The organism is Wenyingzhuangia sp. 2_MG-2023 (assembly GCF_030548295.1).
Taxonomy (GTDB): Bacteria; Bacteroidota; Bacteroidia; order Flavobacteriales; family Flavobacteriaceae; genus Wenyingzhuangia.
The window spans coordinates 144,259-169,639 of the sequence record NZ_JAUOSB010000006.1; the positions used below are offsets into that span (position 1 = coordinate 144,259).

Annotated in this window: 29 protein-coding genes; 13 read left to right on the forward strand and 16 right to left on the reverse strand. The window is 32.4% G+C overall.

Annotated features, from left to right (window positions below):
* Positions 1–516 (forward strand): DinB family protein, encoded by a 516-nt coding sequence (locus Q4548_RS09130; protein WP_303454004.1) that lies wholly within the window; start codon positions 1–3, stop codon positions 514–516.
* Positions 517–546: 30 nt separating this feature from the next.
* On the opposite strand, the gene era is transcribed toward Q4548_RS09130, so the two are convergent.
* Positions 547–1,428 (reverse strand): GTPase Era, encoded by an 882-nt coding sequence (gene era / locus Q4548_RS09135; RefSeq protein ID WP_303454006.1) that lies wholly within the window; start codon positions 1,426–1,428, stop codon positions 547–549.
* A gap of 141 nt (positions 1,429–1,569) precedes the next feature.
* Here era and Q4548_RS09140 point away from each other — a divergent pair, with 141 nt between their 5' ends.
* Positions 1,570–1,860 (forward strand): rhodanese-like domain-containing protein, encoded by a 291-nt coding sequence (locus Q4548_RS09140; RefSeq protein WP_303454008.1) that lies wholly within the window; start codon positions 1,570–1,572, stop codon positions 1,858–1,860.
* A 73-nt stretch (positions 1,861–1,933) separates the two neighbouring features.
* On the opposite strand, the gene Q4548_RS09145 is transcribed toward Q4548_RS09140, so the two are convergent.
* The 9 genes from Q4548_RS09145 to Q4548_RS09185 form a co-directional block, all read right to left on the reverse strand.
* Positions 1,934–2,233, reverse strand: a complete 300-nt coding sequence (locus Q4548_RS09145; protein ID WP_303454011.1) for a hypothetical protein — start codon at positions 2,231–2,233, stop codon at positions 1,934–1,936.
* Positions 2,234–2,341: 108 nt separating this feature from the next.
* Entirely contained in the window at positions 2,342–2,974 is a 633-nt protein-coding gene (locus Q4548_RS09150) for a response regulator transcription factor (protein WP_303454013.1), read from the reverse strand.
* Positions 2,961–4,634, reverse strand: coding sequence for an ATP-binding protein (locus Q4548_RS09155; protein WP_303454015.1), 1,674 nt, complete (start codon positions 4,632–4,634; stop codon positions 2,961–2,963). Before Q4548_RS09155 ends, Q4548_RS09150 begins: the two co-directional genes overlap by 14 nt.
* A gap of 62 nt (positions 4,635–4,696) precedes the next feature.
* Complete coding sequence (locus Q4548_RS09160) at positions 4,697–5,494, reverse strand: YgcG family protein (protein WP_303454017.1); 798 nt, start codon at positions 5,492–5,494, stop codon at positions 4,697–4,699.
* 7 nt (positions 5,495–5,501) lie between these two features.
* Entirely contained in the window at positions 5,502–6,203 is a 702-nt protein-coding gene (locus Q4548_RS09165) for a Bax inhibitor-1/YccA family protein (protein WP_303454019.1), read from the reverse strand.
* 5 nt (positions 6,204–6,208) lie between these two features.
* Entirely contained in the window at positions 6,209–6,643 is a 435-nt protein-coding gene (locus Q4548_RS09170) for a TPM domain-containing protein (RefSeq protein ID WP_303454022.1), read from the reverse strand.
* Positions 6,644–6,646: 3 nt separating this feature from the next.
* Positions 6,647–7,225, reverse strand: a complete 579-nt coding sequence (locus Q4548_RS09175; protein ID WP_303454024.1) for a LemA family protein — start codon at positions 7,223–7,225, stop codon at positions 6,647–6,649.
* A gap of 69 nt (positions 7,226–7,294) precedes the next feature.
* Positions 7,295–7,624 (reverse strand): MerR family transcriptional regulator, encoded by a 330-nt coding sequence (locus Q4548_RS09180; protein WP_303454026.1) that lies wholly within the window; start codon positions 7,622–7,624, stop codon positions 7,295–7,297.
* On the reverse strand, positions 7,624–8,595 hold the full coding sequence (locus Q4548_RS09185) for a M23 family metallopeptidase (protein WP_303454029.1): 972 nt from the start codon (positions 8,593–8,595) through the stop codon (positions 7,624–7,626). Before Q4548_RS09185 ends, Q4548_RS09180 begins: the two co-directional genes overlap by 1 nt.
* Before the next feature lie 125 nt (positions 8,596–8,720).
* Here Q4548_RS09185 and alaS point away from each other — a divergent pair, with 125 nt between their 5' ends.
* The 5 genes from alaS (at position 8,721) to Q4548_RS09210 (ending at position 17,282) form a co-directional block, all read left to right on the forward strand.
* Positions 8,721–11,330 carry an alanine--tRNA ligase gene (alaS, locus tag Q4548_RS09190; RefSeq protein WP_303454031.1) on the forward strand — a complete coding sequence of 870 codons (2,610 nt, stop codon included), beginning with the start codon at positions 8,721–8,723 and terminating at the stop codon, positions 11,328–11,330.
* Between the two features lie 148 nt (positions 11,331–11,478).
* Positions 11,479–12,513 carry an AraC family transcriptional regulator gene (locus tag Q4548_RS09195; RefSeq protein ID WP_303454033.1) on the forward strand — a complete coding sequence of 345 codons (1,035 nt, stop codon included), beginning with the start codon at positions 11,479–11,481 and terminating at the stop codon, positions 12,511–12,513.
* Positions 12,514–12,662: 149 nt separating this feature from the next.
* Complete coding sequence (locus Q4548_RS09200; protein ID WP_303454035.1) at positions 12,663–13,607, forward strand: GSCFA domain-containing protein; 945 nt, start codon at positions 12,663–12,665, stop codon at positions 13,605–13,607.
* Positions 13,594–14,865 (forward strand): AMP-binding protein, encoded by a 1,272-nt coding sequence (locus Q4548_RS09205; protein WP_303454037.1) that lies wholly within the window; start codon positions 13,594–13,596, stop codon positions 14,863–14,865. The genes Q4548_RS09200 and Q4548_RS09205 overlap by 14 nt, the downstream gene beginning before the upstream one ends.
* A gap of 5 nt (positions 14,866–14,870) precedes the next feature.
* Positions 14,871–17,282, forward strand: coding sequence for a TonB-dependent receptor (locus Q4548_RS09210; RefSeq protein ID WP_303454039.1), 2,412 nt, complete (start codon positions 14,871–14,873; stop codon positions 17,280–17,282).
* A 148-nt stretch (positions 17,283–17,430) separates the two neighbouring features.
* Here the strand turns inward: Q4548_RS09210 and Q4548_RS09215 are convergent, their stop codons facing one another.
* The 6 genes from Q4548_RS09215 to Q4548_RS09240 all read right to left on the reverse strand — a co-directional run bounded on the left by Q4548_RS09215 (position 17,431) and on the right by Q4548_RS09240 (position 21,710).
* Positions 17,431–17,763, reverse strand: coding sequence for a hypothetical protein (locus tag Q4548_RS09215; RefSeq protein WP_303454042.1), 333 nt, complete (start codon positions 17,761–17,763; stop codon positions 17,431–17,433).
* 17 nt (positions 17,764–17,780) lie between these two features.
* Positions 17,781–18,107 (reverse strand): hypothetical protein, encoded by a 327-nt coding sequence (locus Q4548_RS09220; protein ID WP_303454044.1) that lies wholly within the window; start codon positions 18,105–18,107, stop codon positions 17,781–17,783.
* Positions 18,100–18,387 (reverse strand): hypothetical protein, encoded by a 288-nt coding sequence (locus tag Q4548_RS09225; RefSeq protein ID WP_303454046.1) that lies wholly within the window; start codon positions 18,385–18,387, stop codon positions 18,100–18,102. Before Q4548_RS09225 ends, Q4548_RS09220 begins: the two co-directional genes overlap by 8 nt.
* Before the next feature lie 7 nt (positions 18,388–18,394).
* Positions 18,395–19,222 (reverse strand): DNA/RNA non-specific endonuclease, encoded by an 828-nt coding sequence (locus Q4548_RS09230; RefSeq protein WP_303454049.1) that lies wholly within the window; start codon positions 19,220–19,222, stop codon positions 18,395–18,397.
* 80 nt (positions 19,223–19,302) lie between these two features.
* Positions 19,303–20,016, reverse strand: coding sequence for a YebC/PmpR family DNA-binding transcriptional regulator (locus Q4548_RS09235; RefSeq protein ID WP_303454052.1), 714 nt, complete (start codon positions 20,014–20,016; stop codon positions 19,303–19,305).
* Positions 20,017–20,081: 65 nt separating this feature from the next.
* Positions 20,082–21,710 carry an acyl-CoA carboxylase subunit beta gene (locus tag Q4548_RS09240; protein WP_303454053.1) on the reverse strand — a complete coding sequence of 543 codons (1,629 nt, stop codon included), beginning with the start codon at positions 21,708–21,710 and terminating at the stop codon, positions 20,082–20,084.
* Positions 21,711–21,874: 164 nt separating this feature from the next.
* Here Q4548_RS09240 and Q4548_RS09245 point away from each other — a divergent pair, with 164 nt between their 5' ends.
* The 6 genes from Q4548_RS09245 to Q4548_RS09270 all read left to right on the forward strand — a co-directional run bounded on the left by Q4548_RS09245 (position 21,875) and on the right by Q4548_RS09270 (position 25,378).
* Positions 21,875–22,246 (forward strand): DoxX family protein, encoded by a 372-nt coding sequence (locus tag Q4548_RS09245; RefSeq protein WP_303454056.1) that lies wholly within the window; start codon positions 21,875–21,877, stop codon positions 22,244–22,246.
* A 37-nt stretch (positions 22,247–22,283) separates the two neighbouring features.
* On the forward strand, positions 22,284–22,814 hold the full coding sequence (locus tag Q4548_RS09250; protein ID WP_303454059.1) for an NADPH-dependent FMN reductase: 531 nt from the start codon (positions 22,284–22,286) through the stop codon (positions 22,812–22,814).
* 20 nt (positions 22,815–22,834) lie between these two features.
* A complete protein-coding gene (locus Q4548_RS09255) occupies positions 22,835–23,275 on the forward strand; it encodes a MarR family winged helix-turn-helix transcriptional regulator (protein ID WP_303454061.1) in 441 nt (146 codons plus the stop codon).
* Between the two features lie 13 nt (positions 23,276–23,288).
* Positions 23,289–24,149: a pirin family protein gene (locus tag Q4548_RS09260; RefSeq protein WP_303454065.1), complete on the forward strand. Its 861-nt coding sequence runs from the start codon at positions 23,289–23,291 to the stop codon at positions 24,147–24,149.
* Positions 24,150–24,668: 519 nt separating this feature from the next.
* A complete protein-coding gene (locus Q4548_RS09265) occupies positions 24,669–25,214 on the forward strand; it encodes an RNA polymerase sigma factor (RefSeq protein WP_303454068.1) in 546 nt (181 codons plus the stop codon).
* The gene (locus Q4548_RS09270) at positions 25,211–25,378 is read left to right on the forward strand and encodes a hypothetical protein (RefSeq protein WP_303454071.1); all 168 of its coding nucleotides are present in this window, start codon (positions 25,211–25,213) and stop codon (positions 25,376–25,378) included. Before Q4548_RS09265 ends, Q4548_RS09270 begins: the two co-directional genes overlap by 4 nt.
* Positions 25,379–25,381: the final 3 nt, after the last annotated feature.

Sequence of the window (25,381 nt, forward strand, 5' to 3'; positions counted from 1 at the left end):
ATGAAAATATCAGATTTAAAAAACATGCCAGAGTTTTACGATAGATACATCAATTTAGCACCTGAAAATTTATCTGTAATTGATGGATTGATACAAACTTTTACGGTTTTAGAAGAAATTAGAAACGAGTTGATACAACATCAAGATTACCAATACGAGCCTAACAAATGGACTCCTAAAGAAATGGTACAGCATATTATAGACAACGAAAGAATCATGTCTTATAGAGCGTTGGCATTGGCACGGGGTGAGCAAAAAAACTTACCGGGTTACGAACATAATGAGTATGTAGTCAATAGCTTTGCCAATCGACGAAGCATGAATAGCTTGTTAGAAGAGTTTGCAGCGGTCAGAAAATCTACGGTGTTATTATTTCATTCTTTAGAAAAAGAAACTTTGCTGAATTCAGGGTTGTGTTCTGAAATTGCAATGACACCTTTGGCTTTGGGCTTGGTTTGTATAGGTCATGTAGAGCACCATATAAATATTTTAAAAGAACGTTATTTTACAAAATAGAAAAAGCAACTCTATAGAGTTGCTTTTTTGTTAGTCTTTATAACCAAAACGTTTTAGTTGTCGGTCATTAGATCTCCAGTTTTTATTGACTTTTACATAAAGATCTAAGAATATTTTTTTGTCAAAAAAGATTTCCAAATCTTTTCTAGCCATCATTCCTGTTTTTTTCAACATAGATCCTTTGTGCCCAATAATAATTCCTTTTTGTGTTTCTCTTTCTACCATAATGATAGAACGAATACGGATAATATCGTCTTCTTCATAAAACTCTTCAGTCTCTATTTCTACAGCGTAAGGAATTTCTTTTTTGTAGTTTAATAATATTTTCTCACGAATTGCTTCGTTTACAAAAAATCGCTCGGGCTTGTCAGTCAGTTGATCTTTTGGATAGAATGCAGGAGATTCAGGCAGCAATTCTTTGATTTTATCAAACACGGGTTCGATGTTGAATTTTTCCAAAGCAGAAATCAAATAAATATTTGCATTGGGAACTTTTTCGTGCCAATATGCTACTTTCTCCTCTATTTGTTCTTGTGTAGAAGTATCAATTTTATTGATCAAAAGCATTACAGGAACCTTAGAGCTTTTTATTTTTTCAAAAAAAGCTTCGTCCTTCAATTCTTTTTCACCAATCTCAACCATATATATCAATACATCAGCATCGTCAAAAGCAGATTTTACAAAATCCATCATAGAAGCTTGCATCTCATATGCAGGTTTTATAATCCCTGGAGTATCAGAAAACATGATTTGATAGTCATCACCATTCACAATTCCTAGAATTCTATGTCTAGTGGTTTGTGCTTTACTAGTGATGATGGATAATTTTTCGCCAACAAAGGCATTCATCAAAGTCGATTTCCCTACGTTGGGGTTTCCGATGATATTTACAAAGCCTGCTTTATGTGTCATGTGTACTAATTGATTTGCAAAGTTAATCAAACCAATATAAAGAATGAAGATGTTGATGAGAAAGAATTGTATTGCTCTTTTTTAGAGAGTGTTTTCTTAAAACAATTTGTAAATTTGTAGGTATAAATTAAATTTTAGATCATGAGCCAATTCGACAATGAAAAAATTCAAGAATATTTAAAAAACGGAGCTGTAGTATTAGACGTTAGGACTGATGAAGAATATGCTGCTGGACATGTTGAAGGTTCTGAGCATATTGTTTTGCAAACTTTACCAGGAAAGGTAGAGGTCGTAAAAGCTTACGCAAAACCAGTTATAGCTGTGTGTAGAAGTGGAGCTAGAAGCCAACAAGCTACAGACTTTTTAAAACAACAAGGTGTAGACATTATGAATGGTGGGCCTTGGGAAAATGTAGATCAATACATAGGATAAACAAAATTCTGAATGCAAAATAAAAGCTCTTTGAACCAAATCAAAGAGCTTTTTTGAATATAAAACTAACTGATTACTCTCTCCAAGGCTTGTAGTTTTTAGCTGCAGGACCCTGTAGTTCATTTCTTTTGTAATTAGATGCTAATACAAGTTTTTTTGTTGTTACGTTTTTGCCTTTTTTCCAAGGTTTGTAATTTTTAACCTCTTTACTTCTTAATGCAGATTTGTCTACAGAGTATACTTCTACAGTTGCTGCAACTTTGTGTTGCCAAGGTTTGTAATTTTTGGCTTCAGGACCTTTTAGTTCGTTTTTCTTTTGAGCGTTTGCAGTACCCATTGCCATAATTGCTAAAATCAAAATAAAATTCTTCATAATTGCACTACTTTTTTAACGTTTTTACATGTATAAAATTACGTTCAAATAGTGTGCGAGTAAATATGAGAAAAAAGGTATTTTAGAATACGTGTTACTACGTATTTTCTAAATAATGTTTAAAGAACTTGCTTTGTTTATGAGTTCTACCGTGTTCTTAACTTCTAGTTTTTTCAACATATTAGACCTATGTGTTTCTACGGTTCGGGTACTGATGTAAAACTTGGTGGCAATTTCTTTTGTGGTCAATCCTTGCGCTAACAATTCTAGAATTTCAGATTCCTTTTTGGTTAATTTTTTAATGCTATTTACTTCTGCCATGCTATCTATCATCTTTTTAGATAGTTCTTGGTTGTAGTATTTAGCTCCATTATGCACTTGTTTTATAGCGTTTAATACTTCGTCTTCGTCAGTGTTTTTTAGCAAATATCCATGAGCTCCATATTGTGCACATCTAGCAATGTAATTTCCATCGTCGTGCATAGAAATGGCAATAGCTTTGATTTTTTTATATTTTTTGCTCAATATTTTAAGGGCTTCAAATCCGTTCATATTAGGCATGGATAAATCCAGTAAAATGATATCAGGAAGTGTTTTTAGAGTTTTTAGAGCATCAAACAAAGCAATTCCATCTTCTACATTTGTCAGTACATTTAAAAAGGGATGTTTGTTTAATAAAGAGGTCAAGCCATCTCTAAACAATTGATGGTCATCTGCTACAATAATATTAATTTTGTTCATCTGTCAAAGGGATTTCTATTTCAACGGTTGAATCGTGTTTTTGTGAATCAAAAGTAATCAAGCCGTTAAAAATTTCTACACGTTCTCTTATGTTGGTCAGTCCTGAACCAAGTTTTACGGTTTCTGGATTGTAACCAATTCCGTCGTCAAAATAAAAAATTGAAAGGTAATCGTCAAACTCTGTAATGGAAATTCTTATTTTTTCTGCCTGTGCGTATTTTACTGTATTGTTGATTAATTCTTGACAAATTCTAAAAATAGAAATACCAATATTGGTGTTAATTTTAGACTTCTTTTCTTTGATGGAATTGTTAAAGTCAATGTCAATATTGGTTGTATTGTGGATGAGTTTTACAAAAGTTTTCAATGTTTCTCCCACACCAAAATCAATCAAAGAAGGTGGCATAAGTGCATACGTCATTCTTCTAATTTCTGCAATCGTATGATCTATGATTGCTTTCATTTCGTTTTTCTGTTTTACGTCAATATTCATGTTTTCAACAAAAAAACGAATGCTCGTAAGAAGTGGACCTATACCGTCGTGTAATTCTTGAGCCAATCTTTTTCTTTCGGATTCTTGACCTTCGATTAAAATCCTCTTTTTATTGATGTTTATTTGCGTGATTTTATGTTGATATTCCGTCAATTTGTCTCTCATTTTTAGCAATGAATTTCCTAGAACATCTGCTTTTGTATTAGGGTGGTAGTCGGTGCTAAGGTTCATTTCTCCAATTTCATGCGAAAAATTGACTGCTCGGATCAAAGAATTTTTTAGGGATTTTAATGCGCTTAAAATATCATTAATTTCTTTAAAGTGTGTGTTTGGGGTAATGTCAATATTGTAATTACCCTCTGCCATATCTAAAATTTGTGAAGTCATTTTGTTCAGTGGTTTGGTAACAAATTGTGTAAAATAAATTCCAGAAATTAGAGCTATGATAAAAATAGAGCAGGCAATCATAGACAATTTTGTTTTCATTGTTTTTAGAGGAATCATAACCTCTTCAACATCCATTTCAGACAAAATAGCCCAATGAATATGGGAAACTTTTATATGATGGTAAGAGCTGTAGACATCAACGTTTCTGTAATCTCTGTATATACCATTGTCAAAAATTTGGTGAAACGCATTCTCAACACTTTTAGTCTTCGCAGATATTTGATAAGGTTGTTTGTTAGAAAAAAATCGGGAAGCAGATCTTAGTCGATAGTCTTTTCCTACCAAATAAGTTTCTCCGCTTTCTCCCATTCCGGTACGTTCTAATAAAATTTGCTGAATAAAATCGTCAGACAACGTTTTGATACTTTGTATTTTATCGCCTTTTATTTTGATCATTCCAATCAACAAAGTACCTTCTTCAGAAATAGGAGTAAAGTCGTAAATACCAGATTCATGAATTTGATAAGGAAGCTTTTTTAAGTTTTTCAAATCAAAATCAATTCCATCATCAATAGACTCGTCACGATTAAAATGTTTCCATTCAATGTCTAAATATTTTTCTATTTGAACTCTCTTTAAGCGCTCAATAGAACTTAGTTGAGACAATACTTTTTGATCTAATGTTTGTTCAAACTGATTGTAAAACAATACAGATAGAGAAATTACAACAATAAAAAGTAACGAATTGATGATTAAAATAATCCAGCTTCTGATATTCATTTTTAAGTATAAATTGATTAGAAAAGATACTAAATTAAAAAGAGAAAAGAGGAAAAATGTGTTTACCAGCCACCGCTAGCTCCACCACCACCAAAGCCTCCGCCTCCAAAGCTTCCGCCACCTGAAAATCCGCCACCGCTACCAAAACCACCAGATGAACCACCTCCGTAACCTCTGTTGCTTCCTAAACTGCTAAGCAGTATAGCGGTAAAAATATCAGATGAATCTAGACCTCTACGTTTGTTACCTCCTTTTCCATTGCCAGAATTGTTTTTTCTATTCATGAAAAAGATAACAAGTGCAACAATAAGAATTATAATAAAAATATTACCTTTTCCTTCGGTACTTTTTTTAGGATCTTCTTTATACTCACCAGCTAAAATTTGAATAATGCGTTCAGTAGCTTGATTCAATCCTTGATAATACTGTAATTGTTTAAAATTGGGTGTGATGATATCGTCAATAATCTGTTTGCTTAAATAGTCTGTAAGTAAATGTTCTACACCATAACCTGTAGCTATTTTTATTTTTCGATCATTCTTAGAAATCAAAATAAAAACACCATTGTCTTTTCCTTTTTGCCCAACTCCCCATTCGTGTGCTTTTTCAGTAGCCAGCATAGAAATATCGTTTCCATTCAAACTTTCAATTGTAGCAATTACTATTTGGGTAGAAGTAGTGTCTTTATAGCGTATCAGTTTCTGAGACAATTCATTAACTTCTTGTCTAGAAAGCATATTGGCATAATCATAAACTCCTTTGTATTGTGTTTCTTTTTTACTCAAAGGATCTTGAGCATGCGCAAATATTGTTGAAAAAAAAGCCAGTCCTAAGACTAGCTTTGTGATGTGTTGTATCATATTAATTTTATTTTCTGTCACCGAACAAACGTAACAAGTATAAAAACAAGTTGATGAAATCTAAATACAAAGTCAAAGCTCCCATAATAGCTCCTTTCTTTGCATTTTCTTCAGAATCCATCTGATCAGCCATTCTTTTTATTTTTTGAGTATCATAAGCGGTCAATCCAACAAAGACCAATACTCCTACATAGTTTAAGATGTAGTATAACATAGAAGACTGCAAAAACATATTGACAACGGTGGCAATAATCAAACCGATTAAGCCCATGAATAATAAGTTTCCCCAGCTTGTTAAATCTTTTTTGGTAGTATACCCATACAAACTCATGGCTCCAAAAGTACCTGCTGTAATAAAAAAGGTAGAGGCAATAGAACTTGAGGTATAGATGGTAAATAGAACCGACATAGTCAATCCATTTAAGATGGAGTATAGAACAAATAAGAGCCCTGCTCTTTCTGCGGTCATTTGTCTTATTCTAGAAGACAACCAGATTACCAAACCAAGTTCGGCACCAATCAATCCATAAAACAATAATTTGTTGACACCACCTGTTGCGGGAAATAACATTTCTAAAAAGGCAGGGGTTGTGGCTGCCCACCAAGCAACAAAACCGGTAATTAAAAGTGCTCCACTCATCCAAGAGTAGACTTTGTTCATAAATACAGCTTCTTTAACTGTAGCAGATTCAATAGAAAAAGGATTCATAATAATTAATTTTTTGATATTTCGTCAGGCAATTCGTTAATGTCGTCATCTTGGTATTGAAAGTAAATCTTTAATTGTTGACCTGCTTCTTGTATACCGTCTATCAGACCCTGTGCAAATTGACCTTTCTTAAATTGGTTGATTACTTTGTTTTTTGTGGATTCCCAGAAATTTACTGGAACTACATCGTTGATTCCATCATCTCCTAAAATCACAAATTGTTTTGCTTCTGTAGCCAAATAAAACAAAACACCATTTTTTGCTTTGGTTTCGTACATTTTTAAATCGTTAAAAATGTAGATAGCTCTATCCATTACATCTCCTTCAAAAGTAGCTTCTATATGCACTCTAATTTCTCCAGAAGTGTTTTTTTCGGCTTTTTGAATGGCTGTAACTATTTGCTGTTCTTCCTGTTCAGTAAAAAAAGGTTGTTTGCTCATTCGTTAAAATTTTACTTCAGGAGCTTTGCTTGCAGACGGATCTGCTTTGAAATACTCCATTTTTTCAAAAGAGAATATATTTGCCGTTATGTTTTTTGGAAACTTACGAATCATGGTGTTGTATTCAATAACCATATTGTTAAAACGGTTACGTTCTACATTAATTCTGTTTTCGGTTCCTTCTAATTGAGATTGTAATCCGATAAACTGCTGACTTGCTTTTAAATCAGGATATCTTTCTGCAACTACCATCAATTTGTTCAAGGCACCTGTCAATCCTTGCTGAGCTTCTTGAAATTTAGCAATGCTATTTGCGTCAAGTTTGCTAGCGTCTATGGTTACAGAAGTTGCTTTGGCTCTTGCATTGATAACTTCGGTAAGTGTTTCTTTTTCATGCCCAGCATATCCTTTTACAGTTGCCACTAGGTTTGGAATCAAATCTGCTCTACGTTGGTAAGAACTTTCTACGTTTGCCCATTGTCCTGTTGCAGCTTCTTGAGAAGTTACCATGCTGTTATATCCACAAGAACTCAATGAGATTGCAGCAATAAAAATAGCGATGTATTTGGTTAATTTTTTCATAATTCAATTAATAATAATAGTTACTAAATTACATAAACTATACCAATAATTGAATATGACAGAATGTCTTTACAGTTGATTTTTAATTTTAATCAATTCTGTTTTGATAGCTTCTAGTTTGTTGATGATAGAAACCTGTTGTGCTGTTTTTTTTGGCTGCTCTCTTAGCTTTTTACGAACACCTTCTAAAGAATATCCTTGTTCTTTAGCCAAATGATAGACCAATTTTAGTTTTTCAATATCTACATCGGTAAACATTCTGTCACCTTTGCTGTTTTTTTTAGGTTTGATCATGTCAAACTCTTGCTCCCAATAACGAATCATGGAGGTAGGAACACCAAAAGCATCGGCAACTTCTCCTATTCTATAATATCGTTTTTTAGGTAGCTCTATATGCATTAGTCTAAAGATTGATTTTCTTGTGATGAAAGCATTAGCATGGTTTCATATTCTTCTGGAGTCAAATCATTGTGATAGAAGTATACGGGATTCATTTTTTGATTTCCTTTTTTTACTTCATAGTGTAAGTGTGGAGCTGTAGAAGATCCTGTTGTTCCAACAAAACCTATCAAATCTCCACGTTTTACTTTTTGACCTTTGCGAACGTTGAATTTGCTCATGTGTGCATATGTGGTTTCGTAACCAAAACCATGGTCGATAACGATATGATTTCCAAATCCTTTTTTAGATTTTTTAACAACTTTAGTAACTCCATCTCCTGTCGCATAAATATGACTTCCTTGTGGAGCAGAAAAATCCATTCCCCAATGCATTCTTTTCGTTTTGTAAATTGGGTGTATTCGCATTCCGTATCCAGAAGCCATTCGTTTCAAATCCTTGTTGGCCACTGGCTGAATAGCCGGAATAGAGGCAAGCATTTCTGCTTTGTTTTTGGCTAGTTTTACAATTTCATCTAAAGATTTAGATTGAATTACCAAACGTTTGGCAAGAATGTCCATTTTTTGAGTAGCTTCGGTAATCAAATCACTGTTTTTGTAACCTTCAAGACTTTTGTATCTGTTTACACCCCCAAAACCAGCATTTCGTTCTTCGTTAGAAATAGGTTTTGCTTCAAAAATAATTCTATAAACATTGTTGTCACGTTGTTGTATTTCTTCTAAAATGGCTGTAGATTCAGTCATTTTCTTTTCTAGTAATTGGTAATTGAATTTTAAATTGTTCAATTCACGCAATGCAGCTCGCTCAGAAGGAGATTTTAAAATGGTACTAAAAGCAACAAAACCCAGCAATCCTATAAATAAAATAGCCAAACTATAAATACCAGCATTTTTTAAAATTTGCTTTGCATCTTTTTTAATGGGTTGATAAGAGAGCGTATCGGAATCGTAATAAAATTTTGCTTTCGCCATGAAACTAAATTAACTATTTTTGTGACCAATTAAATAAAAGGAATTTAATTGAAAGCTATTTAACGCACAAAATTAAAAAATGTTTTGTTAAATAGGTCATTAAATTACTTAATCCAATATATTATATGAAATCTCAGGATATTAGAAAGAAGTTTTTAGAATTTTTTGAATCAAAACAACATAAGATAGTACCATCTGCCTCAATGATATTAAAGGATGATCCTACATTGATGTTTGTAAATTCTGGAATGGCTCCCTTAAAAGAATATTTTTTAGGACAGCGCAAAGTTATCAACTCTAGAGTTACCGATTCACAAAAATGTTTAAGAGTTTCTGGAAAACACAACGATTTAGAAGAAGTTGGAATTGACACTTATCACCACACTTTGTTTGAAATGTTGGGGAATTGGTCTTTTGGAGATTACTTTAAAAAGGAAGCCATTGCTTGGGCTTGGGAATTGTTGACAGAGGTTTACAAAATGGACAAAGATAGTTTGTATGTAACTATTTTTGAAGGTGATGCGTCCGAAGGGTTGGTAAAAGATACGGAAGCTTACGATATGTGGACAGAACACATTGCCGAGGATCGTATTTTATTAGGAGATAAAAAAGACAATTTCTGGGAAATGGGAGCGCAAGGACCTTGTGGACCTTGTTCCGAAATTCACGTAGATATTCGTTCTGCTGAGGAAAAAGCAAAAGTTCCTGGAGCAGATTTGGTCAATATGGACCATCCACAAGTCGTGGAAATTTGGAATTTGGTATTTATGCAATTCAATAGAAAAGCTGATGGTTCTTTAGAGAACTTGCCAAATCAACATATTGATACAGGAATGGGGTTTGAGCGTTTGTGTATGGCTTTGCAAGGAGTTCAGTCTAATTACGATACAGACGTGTTTACACCGTTAATTCATGAATTGGAAACCAAAACAGGTTTTACGTATGGTAAATCTGAAGAAATAGATATTGCAATTCGTGTAATTTCAGATCACGTAAGAGCTGTCGCGTTTGCTATTGCAGATGGTCAATTGCCATCTAGCACAGGTGCAGGATATGTGATTCGTAGAATTTTAAGAAGAGCGATTCGTTACGGGTTTACCTTCTTAAATCAAAAAGAACCATTTATTTATCAGTTGGTAGATGTATTAAGCCATCAAATGGGAGATGCTTTTCCAGAAATCAACACACAAAAACAATTGGTTAGAAATGTAATGAAAGAAGAAGAGGCTTCTTTCTTAAGAACGTTAGGTCAAGGTTTAGGGTTGTTAGATGATGTAATTGCACAAACCAAAGGAAAAGAAGTTTCAGGAGATAAAGCGTTTGAATTGTACGATACTTTTGGATTTCCGATTGATTTAACTGGATTGATTTTAAGTGAAAAAGGGTATACTTTAAATGAAGCTGAGTTTGAAGCAGCGTTGCAAAAACAAAAGAACAGATCCAGAGCAGCTGCTGAAATGGATATGGACGATTGGGTGATTTTAAAAGAAGATTCTGATGAAGAGTTTATCGGTTATGATTATTTAGAAGCATCTGTAAAAATTACAAGATACAGAAAAGTAACCTCTAAAAAAGATGGGGAATTGTATCAATTGGTCTTTAATTTAACTCCATTTTATCCAGAAGGAGGTGGGCAAGTAGGAGACAGAGGTTTCTTAGAAGCCAATAATGGAAATGTGGTTCATATTGTTGACACCAAAAAGGAGAACAACTTGATCATGCATATTGTAAAGCATTTGCCTATCAATCCTACAGATAGTTTTAAGGCTGTGGTAGATGTTAAAAACAGAGAATCTTCTAACAACAATCATTCTGCAACACACTTGTTGCATCAGGCATTGAGAACTGTGTTAGGAACGCATGTAGAACAAAAAGGGTCTTTGGTAAACGCAAAACATTTACGTTTTGATTTTTCTCACTTTGCAAAAGTAACTGCTGATGAGTTGGTGGAAATAGAAGAGTTTGTGAATGCTCGTATTCGTGAAAAAATAGATTTGAAAGAGTTTAGAAACATTCCAATTCAAGAAGCAATTGACAAAGGAGCGATGGCATTGTTTGGAGAAAAATATGGAGATACAGTTCGTATGATTCAGTTTAAAAACTCCAAGGAATTGTGTGGAGGTACGCATGTAGCCAATACAGCAAATATTTGGCATTTTAAAATTACAGGAGAAAGTGCTGTTGCAGCGGGAGTTCGTAGAATTGAAGCAATTACAGGTAATGTAACCAAAGAATTTTTTAAGAAACAAGATAAAGAATTGGTTGCTGTAAAAGCATCTTTAAAAAATGTAAAAGATCCTGTAAAGGCAATTACATCTTTACAAGATGAAAATACAGCTTTAAAGAAAGAGATTGAAGCTTTGTTAAAAGAAAAAGCTAAAAATATCAAAGGAAGTTTAAAATCTAGTATTCAGGAAATCAACGGAATTAATTTCTTGGCTACAAGAATAGACATGAACGCAGGAGCTATTAAAGATATTGCACATGAATTGGGTGGTGAAGTAGAAAACTTGTTCTTTTTTGCAGGTGCAGAAAATGATGGAAAAGCAACGTTAACCTCTTACATTGCGAAAAACTTAGTTGAAGAAAAAGGATACGATGCAGGTAAAATTGTTCGCGAATTGGGTCGATTGATTCAAGGAGGTGGTGGAGGACAAAAATTCTTTGCTACTGCAGGAGGTAAAAATCCAGCAGGATTGTCTGAAGCTATTGAGAAAGTAAAAGAGTATTTATAAAATTTTGAAACTACAGAGCCAAAAGCTCGTGGTTTGAAGCTTAAATACAAATAATATTAGAATCCCAACAAGAGAACCCAATAGATAACAATTCTAAGGTGCTATTGTTGGGATTTTGTTTAATTAAAGTTGATCATTAATAACCATTATGCTTATAATTATTCAAATAATAGCTTTGTTACAAGGTGTATTTGTGCTTTCTGCTTTGTTAGTCAAAAGGAAAAAATACAAACAAAACACTTTCTGGTTGTTGTTTGGAAGTTTAGTATCCATTTTAATCTATATTACTTTTGATGATGAAAACAATATTTTTATAGAGAATTCAGACTGGTTTCTTTTTGATAGTTCTCTTTTTATAACTTTTTTATTTCTGTTTTTTAAATATTATAAAAATGGCAAAGAGGTGTTTTCTAAAACGGATTGTCTTTTTTTTATACCAAACCTTATTTATTTTATTATAGAAGCAATTGAAATAAAAATTGGAGAAGATTCTTTGATAGTAGAAGTGTTTGAAACTATTACAGAGCTAATTTTTGTGCTTTATTTGTTCTTGATTATTTATTCCATCATTACCACCAAAATAAAACATTGGGCTCTTTATTTCGCAATTCCAATTATGTTATTGTTTGTTTTTTCAATACTTAATGAAATTATAGGATTGATAGATCCAACTAAAGAATTATTCATTAACAATCAGTATTTTAATACCAGTCTTTTATTAATTGTTGCATTTCTATTTTATTTTATAGCCTTTAAATTGATAACCAAAGACAATCAATTACTGCCACAGGTAAAAATAAACAAATACAAAAACTCCAAACTTGATTTAAAATTTATTGAAAAACACAAAACAGAGATCGTTCATTTAATGGAAACCGAAAAGTTGTATTTGAATAATAAATTATCAATTCATGAAGTTTCCAAAAAAATGAATATTCCCAGTCAATATATTTCTGAAATTTTGAACATTCATATGAATACTAGTTTTCAAGATTTTGTAAATCAATACAGAGTTGATGAGTTTATAACTCGGTTGAAAAAAGACCAAGATAATCACTTTACACTATTAGCAATTGCCATGGATGTTGGTTTTAGCTCCAAATCATCCTTTAATTCTATATTTAAGAAAAACAAGGGTTTAACACCATCTGAGTACAAGAAAACACAATTGCATAATACTTAATTTAGTCCAATACAATTAGATTGGACTAAATTGAAAGTGCAAATAGATTAAATTCCTTTTTCTTTGTATCATTATATTCGGTAAAGTGAAGCGTAAGTATTTTACCTATAATTTTATATTGTAGTAATAGATTATAAAAAAATCAATTTTTGAAATTTAGAACAGAAATAAAAATAGAGCCTCAGCAAGGCAATCAAATAGATCATAAGTCTAAGTTTTTGTTGTTGGGATCTTGTTTTTCGGAACATATTGGAAATCAATTAACGTATTATAAGTTCAATGCTTTGGTAAATCCTTTTGGAATTTTATTTAGTCCCACAGCCATTGCCAAAGTAATAACTGATACCGTATCTCAGAAAAAACAGGAATTGAGTAATTTGGTACTGCAAAATGAAGTGTATCATTCTTTACATCACCATTCAGATTTGTCTGCTTTACAGGCTGATGAAGTTTTAAAAAATATTCATCAAGCTCAAGAGAGTTGCTTGAATCAATTAAAAGTAGCTACACATATAGTAATTACTTTAGGAACAAGTTGGGTGTATCAATACAATCAAACAAAAGAGTTTGTTGCCAATTGTCATAAAATTCCTCAAACCGAATTTGAGAAAAAAATGTTGTCTATTGATGAAATAGAAACAGCCTTAAAAAGTATACTTACCAATATTAGAAAAGTAAATCCATCAGCTCAAGTTATTTTTACTGTGAGTCCTGTAAGGCACACCAAAGATGGAATGATAGAAAACTCTCTAAGCAAAGCACATTTGTTATCTGCTGTTTCAAAAATCAAAGAAAGTCACAATGTTGCCTACTTTGGAAGTTATGAAATAATGATGGATGATTTGCGAGATTATCGTTTTTATGAAGCCGATTTAATTCATCCCAATACTACAGCTATCAATTATATTTGGGAACAATTTTCTAAGGTTTGGATTACGGAAAAAGCACAAAGTTATTTTAAAAGAATAGCATCGGTACAGCAAAGTAAGTTGCACAAGCCCTTTCATGAACATTCGGTAGCACATCAAGAATTTTTAGAGAAATTAGCGATCAAACAAAATCAACTAGAAAAAGAACTACATGTCAAATTTTAGTATTCATTCCTCATTTTTATTAAACGGAGAAGCTTTTGAAACTCCCTTAGAATTAATTTCTTATTCCGAAGGTATTTCTGATGATTTGTATTGGTTTTTACAAGAATGGTTTTCGGATTCTGAAACGTTAATTGTACAAACTTCTGGTTCTACAGGAACACCTAAATTGGTAGCTATTAAAAAAGAGTTTATGGAAAACTCAGCAAAAGCTACAAGTAGTTTTTTAAAGTTGGGAGCAGAAACTAAAGCCTTGTGTTGTTTGTCTACCCAATACATTGCAGGAAAAATGATGGTGATTAGAGCGTTGACTTTAGGTTGGGAACTGGATGTAATGGAGCCGAATGGAAATCCGCTAGAAGATATTTTTGAGTCATATGATTTTTGTGCCATGGTACCTATGCAGGTAAAAGCTAGTTTGTGGGATTTGCACTTGGTTAAAAAGTTGTTGATTGGTGGGGGAGTGGTTTCTGAAGGTTTGCAAGAAGCTTTGCAGAATGTATCTACCCAATGTTTTGCTTCTTATGGAATGACAGAAACAGTAAGCCATATTGCCGTTAAAAAATTGAATTGTTTTGCTGAAAGTACTTTAAGTTCATCAGAGCAACATATCTCGACTTCGCTCGATGACCAAGAGGTAGAAAAAATTCAACTAGAGGTCTTCGAGCGTAGTCGAGAAGCAGGTCTTACTAATAGTAATGAAAACAATAATATATTTACTCCGCTCGATGACCAAAGGATAAACAAAGCTCAAATTAAGGTCTTCGAGCGTAGTCGAGAAGCAGACCCTAAAAAAGAATCAACTTTCCGAAGAGAAGGATTAAATAGTCATTATGTTTTACTCCCCAACATTACTATTTCACAAGATAATAGAGATTGTTTAATCATAAATGCTCCTTTATTAAGTGAAGAAGAAGTGGTGACCAATGATATTGTAAAAATCCATTCTGAAACTGAATTTGAATGGTTGGGTAGGTTTGACAATGTAATCAATTCTGGAGGGGTAAAATTGCATCCGGAACAAATAGAAAAGGAATTGTCTAAAGTGATTGGGCAACGTTTTTTTGTAGCAGGCATTAAAGACGAAACTTTGGGAGAAAAATTAATTCTAATTGTTGAGGGAGAAAACACAGACTTAAATTTTACTCAACTTAACTTATCTAAGTACGAGTTGCCCAAAGAAATTTATTTTTTGCCTCAATTTATAGAAACAAAAACAAATAAAATACAAAGACAGCAAACTTTAGCTTTGTTAAACTAAACTATATGAAAAATCACTTTAAATTTTTATTCTTATTTCTGTGTACCACTGTTTTTGGTCAACAAAAATCATCAATATCTGGAATTATAACATCAGAAACAGAAAACGCATTGGCTTATATAACCATTACTTTAAAAGTTGCGGATGGCAAAGTTGTCAAACAAGGGTTTTCTAACGAAAAAGGTTTGTTTGTGTTTGAAGAAGTAGCCTCAGGAAAATATCAATTAATGTTTACTTCTTTAGGATATCAAACAGCAATTAAAAATGTGTTTGTCGGGGGGATCAATCCATACATAAATGTAGGGACAGTAGTTTTGAAAGAGGATGTTGCTCAATTGTCGACAGTGGAAATTAAAACTCAAAAATCGGAAATAAGTGCTGGTTTAGAGAAAAAAACGTTTGATTTAGATAAAGTGATTTCTCAAACAGGAGGTTCTGTGTTGGATGTTATGAAAGGAATGCCAGGGATTTCCGTAGATCAGGAAGGAAAAGTAATGTTAAGAGGAAGTGACAAAGTGTTGGTGTTGGTAGATGGACAACAATCTAGCTTAACGGGTTTTGGAAATCAAAAAGGGCTAGACAATATTCCGGCAAGCAATATTGAAAAGATAGAAATTATCAACAATCCTTCTGCTAAGTACGATGCTTCGGGAATGGCGGGTGCTATCAATATTATTTACAAAAAAGATAAGAAACAAGGCTTGAATGGTTCTGCGGGATTTACGTATGGATTGGGAGTTTTGTCTAAAAAGAAAGACGATTTGCCAACTGAATTGGGGAGTTATGATTTTACACCCAAATACATTCCTAGTTTGGATTTGAATTACAGCAAAAACAAAGTAGATTTCTTTTTGCAATCGGAAGTGTTGATGCAAGAAAAATTGCCGAACAATGAGTTTACAACTCGTAATTATGATGATGGAACCAATACTATTTCTCAAGTTCCAGAAAACAGAAAACAGATTCATTATATTTTTAAAGGAGGAGTAGATTTTAAATTAGATGATGCTAATAAAATAAAGCTTTCATCTATTTACGATTGGGAAAAACATACAGATACTGCTCAAGTTCCTTACATCAATATGGATACCAGCAAAAGATATCGTTATACCAATTGGAATGAAGAAGAAATTACAGGATATTTTAACATTGCTGCAGATTATGAACACAAGTTCTTAGAGCCAGGACACAACTTAAAAGCAAGATTGCAATATGTAAAAGGTTGGGAAGATGAAACATATTATGTAAACGATAGTTCTAACATTGCTCAAAGTAGAGATATTACCAATATTTTAGCTACAGAACATATTTATGTGGGGAATGTAGATTATGCAAAACCTTTTAGTAGTGGTCGTATGGAAACAGGAGCTAAAATTCAACATAGAAATTTACCTGTAGAATATCAGGTAACTCCGGATCCAAATAACTCAATTATTTATGAGGGAATGGGAAACAATTCTAACTGGAAAGAAACCATTTATGCTGCTTACGTAAATTTAGTATATGAAACTCCAACCTACGATATTGAAGGAGGAATTAGAGCTGAGCAAACTGCTGTAGTTTATGATGTGGATGAAAATAATATTTATTTTGATAAAAAAAGAGATGCTTATGATTATTTTGAATTGTTTCCAAATGTTAGATGGACGTATAAATTGACATCAAAACAAAAAGTATCGTTGTTTTACAATAGAAGAATAGACAGGCCAGGAGAACCAGAATTACGAATGTTTGCAAAGTCTGATGATCATGAATTGTTAAAAGTAGGAAATCCTTATTTAAGACCACAATTTACACAGTCTGGTGAGTTGGCATACAAAACTAGATGGAACAAGAGTTCTTTGTTTTTAGCAGCTTATTACAAGTATATAGACAATCCGTATACGCGTGTGTATGTAGATGCTCAGAATGCAAATTACAATGTAGTGATAAAAAGTTATGCCAATACTGGGAGTGCAACCAACGTTGGTTTGGAGTTGATTTACGATCAACAATTACTAGATGTTTGGAAAATATCGGGGAATGTAAATGTGTACCAAAACAAAATTAATGGATATACAGGAACGATTTTATTTCCATTAGAACAAAATTTTGTAGTTGAAAAAAGAGATGAGGTTACTTGGGATGCAAAAGTAAATTCTACATGGAGTTTGAAAAAAGATGTACAGTTACAATTGAGCTATTTGTACATGGCTCCTAAAAACATTGCACAAGGGACCCAGTTGTATAGAAGTTCTTTAGATTTTGGAGTAAAAAAGAAATTTTGGCAAGGTAAGGGAGAATTTTCTTTATCGTTTAGCGATATTTTAAACCAATATGCGCTGAGACAAAATATAAAAGGAGATGATTTTACAGCTTTGTATGAAAACTATTACGAAACACAAGTGATAAGAACAGGAGTAAAATATTATTTCTAATTCTACAGAAAACATAAAAAAGCCTTCCGATTTCGGAAGGCTTTTTTATGTTTTACCAATTAGCAACTCTATAAAAAAAACAGGAAACAATTTAGTTAGAATAGTTTGTGAATTTTTTTTATCTGTTGCAAAAGAATGTTTAAAACAATTATCTAAACAAGAACTCAACACTCTCATTGGTGTCTAAAGCGTTAAAACCTTTAAGGTTGTTTTTAATGATTAAAGTGTTGATTAATTTTCGTTTTACATTCTCGTAAAAACTAGTCTTAAATTTCTCAGGGTGTCTTCCTGCTAAAATTTCTTCTCCAATTTTTTCAGTCAACCAATCTACAGGAGTTTCCGATTTTAGTTTTTTATAGTCTAAAGTGGTTTGTAAAGTGTTTCGGTTGATGATTTCTAAACCAAATTCAATATTTTCAGGATGTGATTCATTAATCGAAAAATTTAATAAATACTTATTGTTAAATTCTTTAATTTCCATAGCGCACAATTTTTTAATTATTCAAATAAAAAGTCAATATTAGTATTTATATCCAAAACATCAAACTTTTCAATTTCTATTTTGTCAAAGAAAGCTAAAATTAGGTTTCTTTTTACAACTTCGGTAAAATATTCATCCAATTCAGAACGTTTACATTCGTGATGTTCTATTCCGTTGGGTAAAAAACTAAATCGGTCAATAGAGGTAAGTGTACATAAAGCTGTGTCTGTTGTTTTTAAATTTTTAATGTTAAACAACATCATATTTGCTTGATGGTATTCTTGTATTGTCATGACTTTGTTTTCATCCTCATGATCATGGTGGTGGAGGTTGTGATTACTCAAAATATTTATCAATTTCGTTTTCGGATAGGTTTACGTTGCTCACATTGTACAATTGTAGAATTTCTTCTAAAGTATCAATCTTAAATTTTAAAATGGCTTTGTTTAGGTCTTTTCCTTCTAAAAATTGTTGAAAACAGGTATTGTTTGGATTTTCTAAAACTTCATTTACCATGTGCATGTTGTTACGTTCTAAAACAATCAAACGGAACCTTTTGTTGGTTGAGTTTTTTTCGTAACCAAAACCTAAAATATATTTTTCTCTAAATGCTTGTACTGTCATACGTGTGTTATTTCCATTGAATATTTACTTCTAGACTAGCTTCTATATCATCGTTTAAAAAAGAAAAAAAATCGATTCCAGTCATATCTTCTACTTTATCTACAGATGTTTGGTACTTAAAATAAGGGTTTAATTTTTGAATGTGCGGTAGTATAAAAGCCGTCATTTTTTGTGGTGGAGTAATGTCGTAAATTACTTTGTAATAATAACCAGGAATAGTAACTTTTTCTTTTCCAATATACCCTAAATTATTTTTGAATATAGGACCTGTAACTATTAAAAGAGAATCTTCTTCTATTGCCCACTTTCTTACTTTACTTTCCAAACGTTTCCATTCTCCACGGTTTAAGCCTGGAAGTTGAGGAGACATGTTTGACATGTAGAACGTTTCAGACATGGATGTTTTGTTTAGCTTCATATCGCCAGCAGGGCACAAATGACCACGATCGTAACCGCTTTTTTTGTAATCAGACAAGGTAGCAGATTTTGTTGTAATGTTAGGATCTTCTCGAAAGTTGTCTTTTCTTTTTGCAGTACCGTTTATAAAATCTGAAGTTAATAAATAATACACCCAGCTTGCTTGTTCATGTTCTTCATTGTATTCTAAAGTAAAATAACGGTATTGATAGACCTTGTTTTTGGCAGAAGGTGCAAATGTTAAATAATTAAAATGATTGTTGTTTGCTTTTGTTGTATTTGTTGGTTGTTCTGTTTCGACAGGTTTTGCAACTTGAATTTTTCTATTTGTTTTTTTGTTTTGAACGAGTGTGCTGCAAGCAATAATGATACAAATAGCAAAAATTAGATACAGAACAATTTTTTGCCTTTTTGTCATAGTTTACTATTTTAGGTTAAATAAAAACCCTCTCAGTTGTATGTTAGAGAGGGTTTAAAGAATAACTAAGATTTTTTTGGTTATGCCATTGAATGATATACATTTTGTACATCATCATCATCTTCTAATTTTTCTAATAATTTTTCAACATCCGCTTGTTGCTCTTCTGTCAATTTAGTGGTGGTGGTTGGAATTCTTTCAAATCCAGAAGATAAAATTTCTAATTCGTTTTCTTCTAAATACGATTGAATAGCTCCGAATTGTGTAAAAGGACCGTAAATTAAAATTCCATCTTCATCCTGAAAAACTTCTTCTACTTCAAAATCCATCAAGTCCAATTCTAATTCCTCTAAATCTATCTCCTTAGTTTCAGAATTGATACGGAAGTTACAAGTGTGGTCAAACATAAAAACTACAGAACCTGAAGTTCCTAAATTTCCGTTACACTTGTTAAAAGCAGCACGTACGTTGGCAACTGTTCTATTGTTATTGTCTGTAGCAGTTTCTACAACCAAAGCAATACCGTGAGGAGCATACCCTTCAAACAATGTTTCCTTATAGTTGGCAGTATCTTTGTCAGTTGCTTTTTTAATAGCTCTTTCAACATTGTCTTTAGGCATGTTAGCTGCCTTAGCATTTTGAATTACTGCACGAAGTCTTGCGTTAGCATCAGGATTTGGTCCACCCTCTTTAACTGCCATTACAATATCCTTACCAATTCTTGTAAACGTTTTTGCCATTGCGGACCAACGTTTCATCTTTCTAGCTTTTCTAAATTCAAATGCTCTACCCATTTCTATGTAATATTATATAAAGTGTCGTAAAATTATTGTTTTTTCTATTCTGCTACAAGTTTTTGTCAAACTTGAATAACTCCCAAATTGAACGGTTTTTCTATAGGTGCATGGTTGGCAGCCTCTATTCCCATCCCAATCCAAGTTCTTGTTTCTAAAGGATCAATAACTGCATCTGTCCACAGGTGAGAAGCTGCGTAATAGGGAGAAGTTTGCTTGTCGTATTTTTCTTCTATATTTTTTAAAATTTCGGCATGCCTTTCGGGTGTTATTTCTTCTCCTTTACGTTGTAAGGTAGCTTCTTCTATTTGAGCCAATACTTTTGCTGCTTGAGATCCACCCATTACAGCCAATCTTGCAGATGGCCAAGCAAAAATTAATCTAGGATCAAATGCTTTTCCACACATAGCATAATTCCCTGCTCCGTAAGAGTTTCCTATGACTACGGTGAATTTAGGAACAACTGAATTAGCAACAGCATTCACCAATTTGGCACCATCTTTTATAATGCCACCATGTTCACTTTTGCTACCCACCATAAACCCTGTCACATCTTGTAAAAAGACCAACGGAATTTTCTTTTGATTGCAGTTGGCAATAAAACGAGTGGCTTTGTCTGCTGAGTCAGAATAAATGACCCCGCCAAATTGCATTTCTCCTTTTTTGTTTTTTATTACTTTTCGTTGATTGGCTACAATACCTACTGCCCAACCTTCTATACGAGCATATCCACAAATAATACTTTCTCCGTAACCCTCTTTGTAAGCTTCAAAATGGGAATCATCAACCAAACGTTTGATGATTTCATTCATGTCGTACTGTTCTGAACGGGATTTTGGTAAAATTCCGTAAATATCTTCAGGGTTTTCTTTAGGTGGTTTTGCTACTTTATGGCTGTACCCCGCTTTGTTATAATCTCCAATTTTATCTAAGATGTTTTTAATGGTATCCAAACAATCTTTGTCATCCTTAGACTTGTAATCGGTAACTCCAGAAATTTCACAATGTGTAGTTGCTCCTCCCAAAGTTTCATTATCAATATTTTCTCCAATAGCTGCTTTTACCAAGTAACTACCCGCTAAGAAAATACTTCCAGTTTTGTCTACAATTAAGGCTTCATCACTCATAATAGGTAAATAAGCTCCACCAGCAACACAACTTCCCATAACTGCAGAAATTTGTGTAATTCCCATACTACTCATTTTGGCGTTGTTTCTAAAAATTCTACCAAAATGTTCCTTGTCAGGAAAAACTTCATCTTGTAAAGGCAAATATACTCCAGCACTATCTACCAAGTAAATAATTGGAATTCTGTTTTCCATGGCAATTTCTTGCGCTCTTAAATTCTTTTTACTGGTAATAGGGAACCAAGAACCTGCTTTTACAGTGGCATCATTCGCAACTACAATACATTGTTTTCCGCTTACGTATCCAATTTTAACAACAACACCACCAGAAGGACAACCTCCATGTTCTTGGTACATATCTTCACCTACAAAAGCACCAATTTCTATGGATTTTTTGTTTTTATCAAATAAATATTCAATTCGCTCTCTAGCGGTAAGTTTTCCTTTTAGGTGTAGTTTTTCTATTTTTTTTAAACCACCTCCCAAGGCAACTTTAGCAAATCTAGATTTCAAATCTGATGTTGCTAATTTGTTATGGTCTTCGTTTTTGTTAAAATTGAGATTCATCGTCTGTTTTTTGCAATCCCAAATGTACAAAAATGACAAGATTTATAAAGCTTAACATTTGATTAATGTACTAATTGAAATTTATTAACCCTGTTTTTATTTACCATGGTATTTAGTTGAGAAATATTTATACCTTTGTCACAGTTAATAATTTATTATATAAAATGAAAACAATTAAAATTTTTTATTGGCTAACAACAGGTTTGTTAAGTGCTTTATTTTTATTCTCAGCAGGTATGTATTTTTTAAATTATGAACATGTATCCTCAGAGTTTGTGAAATTGGGGTATCCAGTTTATATTGTGTATCCTCTAGCAGTATTAAAAGTGATTGCAGTTATTGTGTTGATAACACAAAAACAATCAAGTATAAAAGATTGGGTGTACTCTGCATTATTTTTTGATGCTTTGTTGGCCTTTTCAGCGCATATGGTGGTTAAAGATGGTGAGCAAGGAGCAGCTATGATAGCTATGATTTTAATATTGAGTTCATTCTTTTTAGGGAAAAAATTATTCAAAAGTAGTACAGTGTTGTAATAAAATAGAAAATAACAGATTAAAAAAATTAATAAAAATGAAAAAAGTAATCGTATTTGGAGCTAGTAATAGTAAGAACTCTATCAACAAACAGTTGGCAATTTATGCTGGTAGTCAATTAGAAAATGTGGAGTTGAATGTGTTGGATTTGAATGATTTTGAAATGCCAATTTATAGCATAGATAAAGAAGAAGAAACAGGATTCCCTAAAGAGGCAACTGCTTTTAATTCTGAGTTGGAAACTGCTGATGGTTTTGTGATTTCGTTTGCAGAACATAATGGTTCTTATACTGCTGCTTTTAAAAATATTTTTGATTGGGTTTCTAGAATTGATCCAAAAGTATGGAGAGAGAAACCTGTTTTGTTTTTGGCAACATCTCCAGGAGCAAGGGGTGGGGCTTCGGTTCTTGAAACAGCAGTATCTAGAATGCCTTATCAAGGAGCTGTAGCTATAGGGAATTATTCTTTGCCTAGTTTTTACGATCATTTTAAAGATGGAAAAATTACAAATTCTGAGTTGGATGCACAGTTAAAAGAGTTGACCGTGAAACTTCAAAAAGCATTGTAATATAATATTAAAGACTGGGTATGGGTGAGTTTTCAAAAGAAGTAAATGCAACGTTTGATTCGGATTATGTAAAAGCCATGCTGAATTTAAAATATACTGCAAATTATATTAATACAGTTACAAATAAAGAATTAGAACCGTATCAAATTTCATCAGCACAATATAATATTCTTAGAATTTTAAGAGGAGCTAAAAAACCAATTACTATGAAATTGGTAAAAGAGCGCATGATAGAAAAATCTCCTAACACAACTAGATTAACAGACAAGTTATGTGAAAAAGAATTAATTGAACGTGTAAGATGTGAAAATGATAGAAGAGCGGTTTATGTGTCTATAACAGAAAAAGGGTTGCAGTTGTTGTCTCAGATTGTGTTTGCAGAAATTCCAAAATTGATGCAACAGTTAACAGAAGAAGAAGCTGTATTGTTAAATAATTTACTAGATAAAGTAAGAGGTTAAAAAATTTAATGAAATGAAAAAGAACAGTATTAAATATCTTAGCAATTCGCCTTTTACAATGATGGGTCCTATTGAGTTAAGACAACCAATTCCTAGTAGAAACATTCAAAGAGCAGATCCGTTTTTGTTGTTACATCATTATGGACCTTATTCAATTAGTAAAGAAAGTAATCCTTTTGATTTAGGAGCGCATCCACATAGAGGGTTTGAGCCCATTACTTTTTTAATTCAAGGAGAACAAAAACACAGAGATTCTTTAGGAAATGTACAAACTATTAAAAGTGGTGGAGTACAATGGATAACTTCTGGAAAAGGAATTTTTCATGCCGAAGGACCTACACCTGAGTTTGTAGAAAAAGGAGGAGAATTAGAAGGAATTCAACTTTGGTTAAATTTACCTAGGAGTAAAAAGATGATGGAACCTAATTACCAGCAAGCAGATGTGGAACAAATGGAAACTATTGTTTTTAATGGAGGTGTTTTAACCATTGTTGCAGGAGAACAAAAAGGGAAACAAGGAGTGATACAAACACAAACCTCTGTAAATGCTTTTTGGATAGATATAGAAAAAGAAGGAGAAATTGAGGTAGAGATTCCAACCAATCAAGATGCTTTGCTATACCTTATTAAAGGAGATGTGTTGGTAAATGCATCAGAGAATTTAAAATATGGAGAAACGGCCATGGTTACTTTTAACAATGATGGTGATGGATTTACATTAAAAGCTAATCAAGTTTCTAAATTATTGGTGTTGTCTGGTGAACCTATTGATGAACCTGTGGTGATGGAAGGACCTTTTGTAATGAATACTAGAAGAGAAACAACACAAGCTTTTATGGATTATCAACAAGGAGTGATGGGGAGTTTGACTTGATGTCTTTAGTTAGAAAATCACTATAAATTTAAAACCTCGATACAGTTTGTATTGAGGTTTTGTTTTTGATATATCTCATTATTGTGATTCTAATTTGTCTTTATAGAATGTTTTGCAATTAAATATAATTCGTATCATTTTGATTTATAATTGTTAATGAAATTTTTTTATATAAATGGTATTAAAAAGATAAAAAATATGTGACCTATTTATCAATTATGTGTCTTAATAGTAAGTGTTGGTATGACTTGATAATTTAGGGATATTTTGTCGGTCGTTTTATTACTAATCATTTATAACAAAAAATAGATTAGGGGTAGTCTATTTGAAAAGCCTTCTTGAGAAAGAAGGCTTTTTTAACTTAAAACACAATGTTAGTTATCGATCTTGTATAACTAATAAAATAAGGGAAATTGAACTTTGATTTTTGTAACAAAATTTAAGAGTCTATTATTCTAGAAAAAGAGTGAAAAATTTTTAGTAAATGATACATTTGCAGTCTCAAAAAATATATTCCAGTTGACGGACAATGAGTTAATAGAGAAGATTGTAAAAGGAAACAATACACATTTGTTTGCTGTGTTGTACGATAGATATTCGTCTGTTGTATATAGCAAATGTTTGTCGTTTGTTAAATCCAAAGAAATTGCAGAAGATCTAACACATGATTTGTTTGTAGAGTTGTTTGTTAAAATAAAAACATACAAAGGAGAGGCTAAGTTTTCTACTTGGTTGTATTCTTTTACTTATAATTTTTGTGTGAACTACATTCAGAGAGATAAGTATAAAAAAAATGAAAAGATTAGTGACGATTTAGAAGCTTCTTTTGCAGATATAGAGGAAATAGACGATGCTTTGATCTTTGAAATAAAAGCGACAAAACTAAAATTAATTTTAGATAAAATAGATCCTGAGTATAAAATGATTTTATTAATGAAATACCAGGATGACATGACTATAAAAGAACTGTCAATTCTTTTAGGGGTTAGTAAAAGTGCGGTTAAAATGCGTTTGAACAGGGCCAAGAAAAAAGCTTTAGAAATTTCTAATTTTCTTGATTTATGAGCAATCCTTTTAAAGAAATACAAGAAAATCACGAACCTTCAAAAGAACTAAGAAAGAAGGTTCTGAGTGATGTAGATATGCTAAAATTAACTTTGGATTTGGCGGATCTTTATTTGATAAAATACCCAAAAATACTATCAACCTTATTTAAAAATAAAAAATAATAT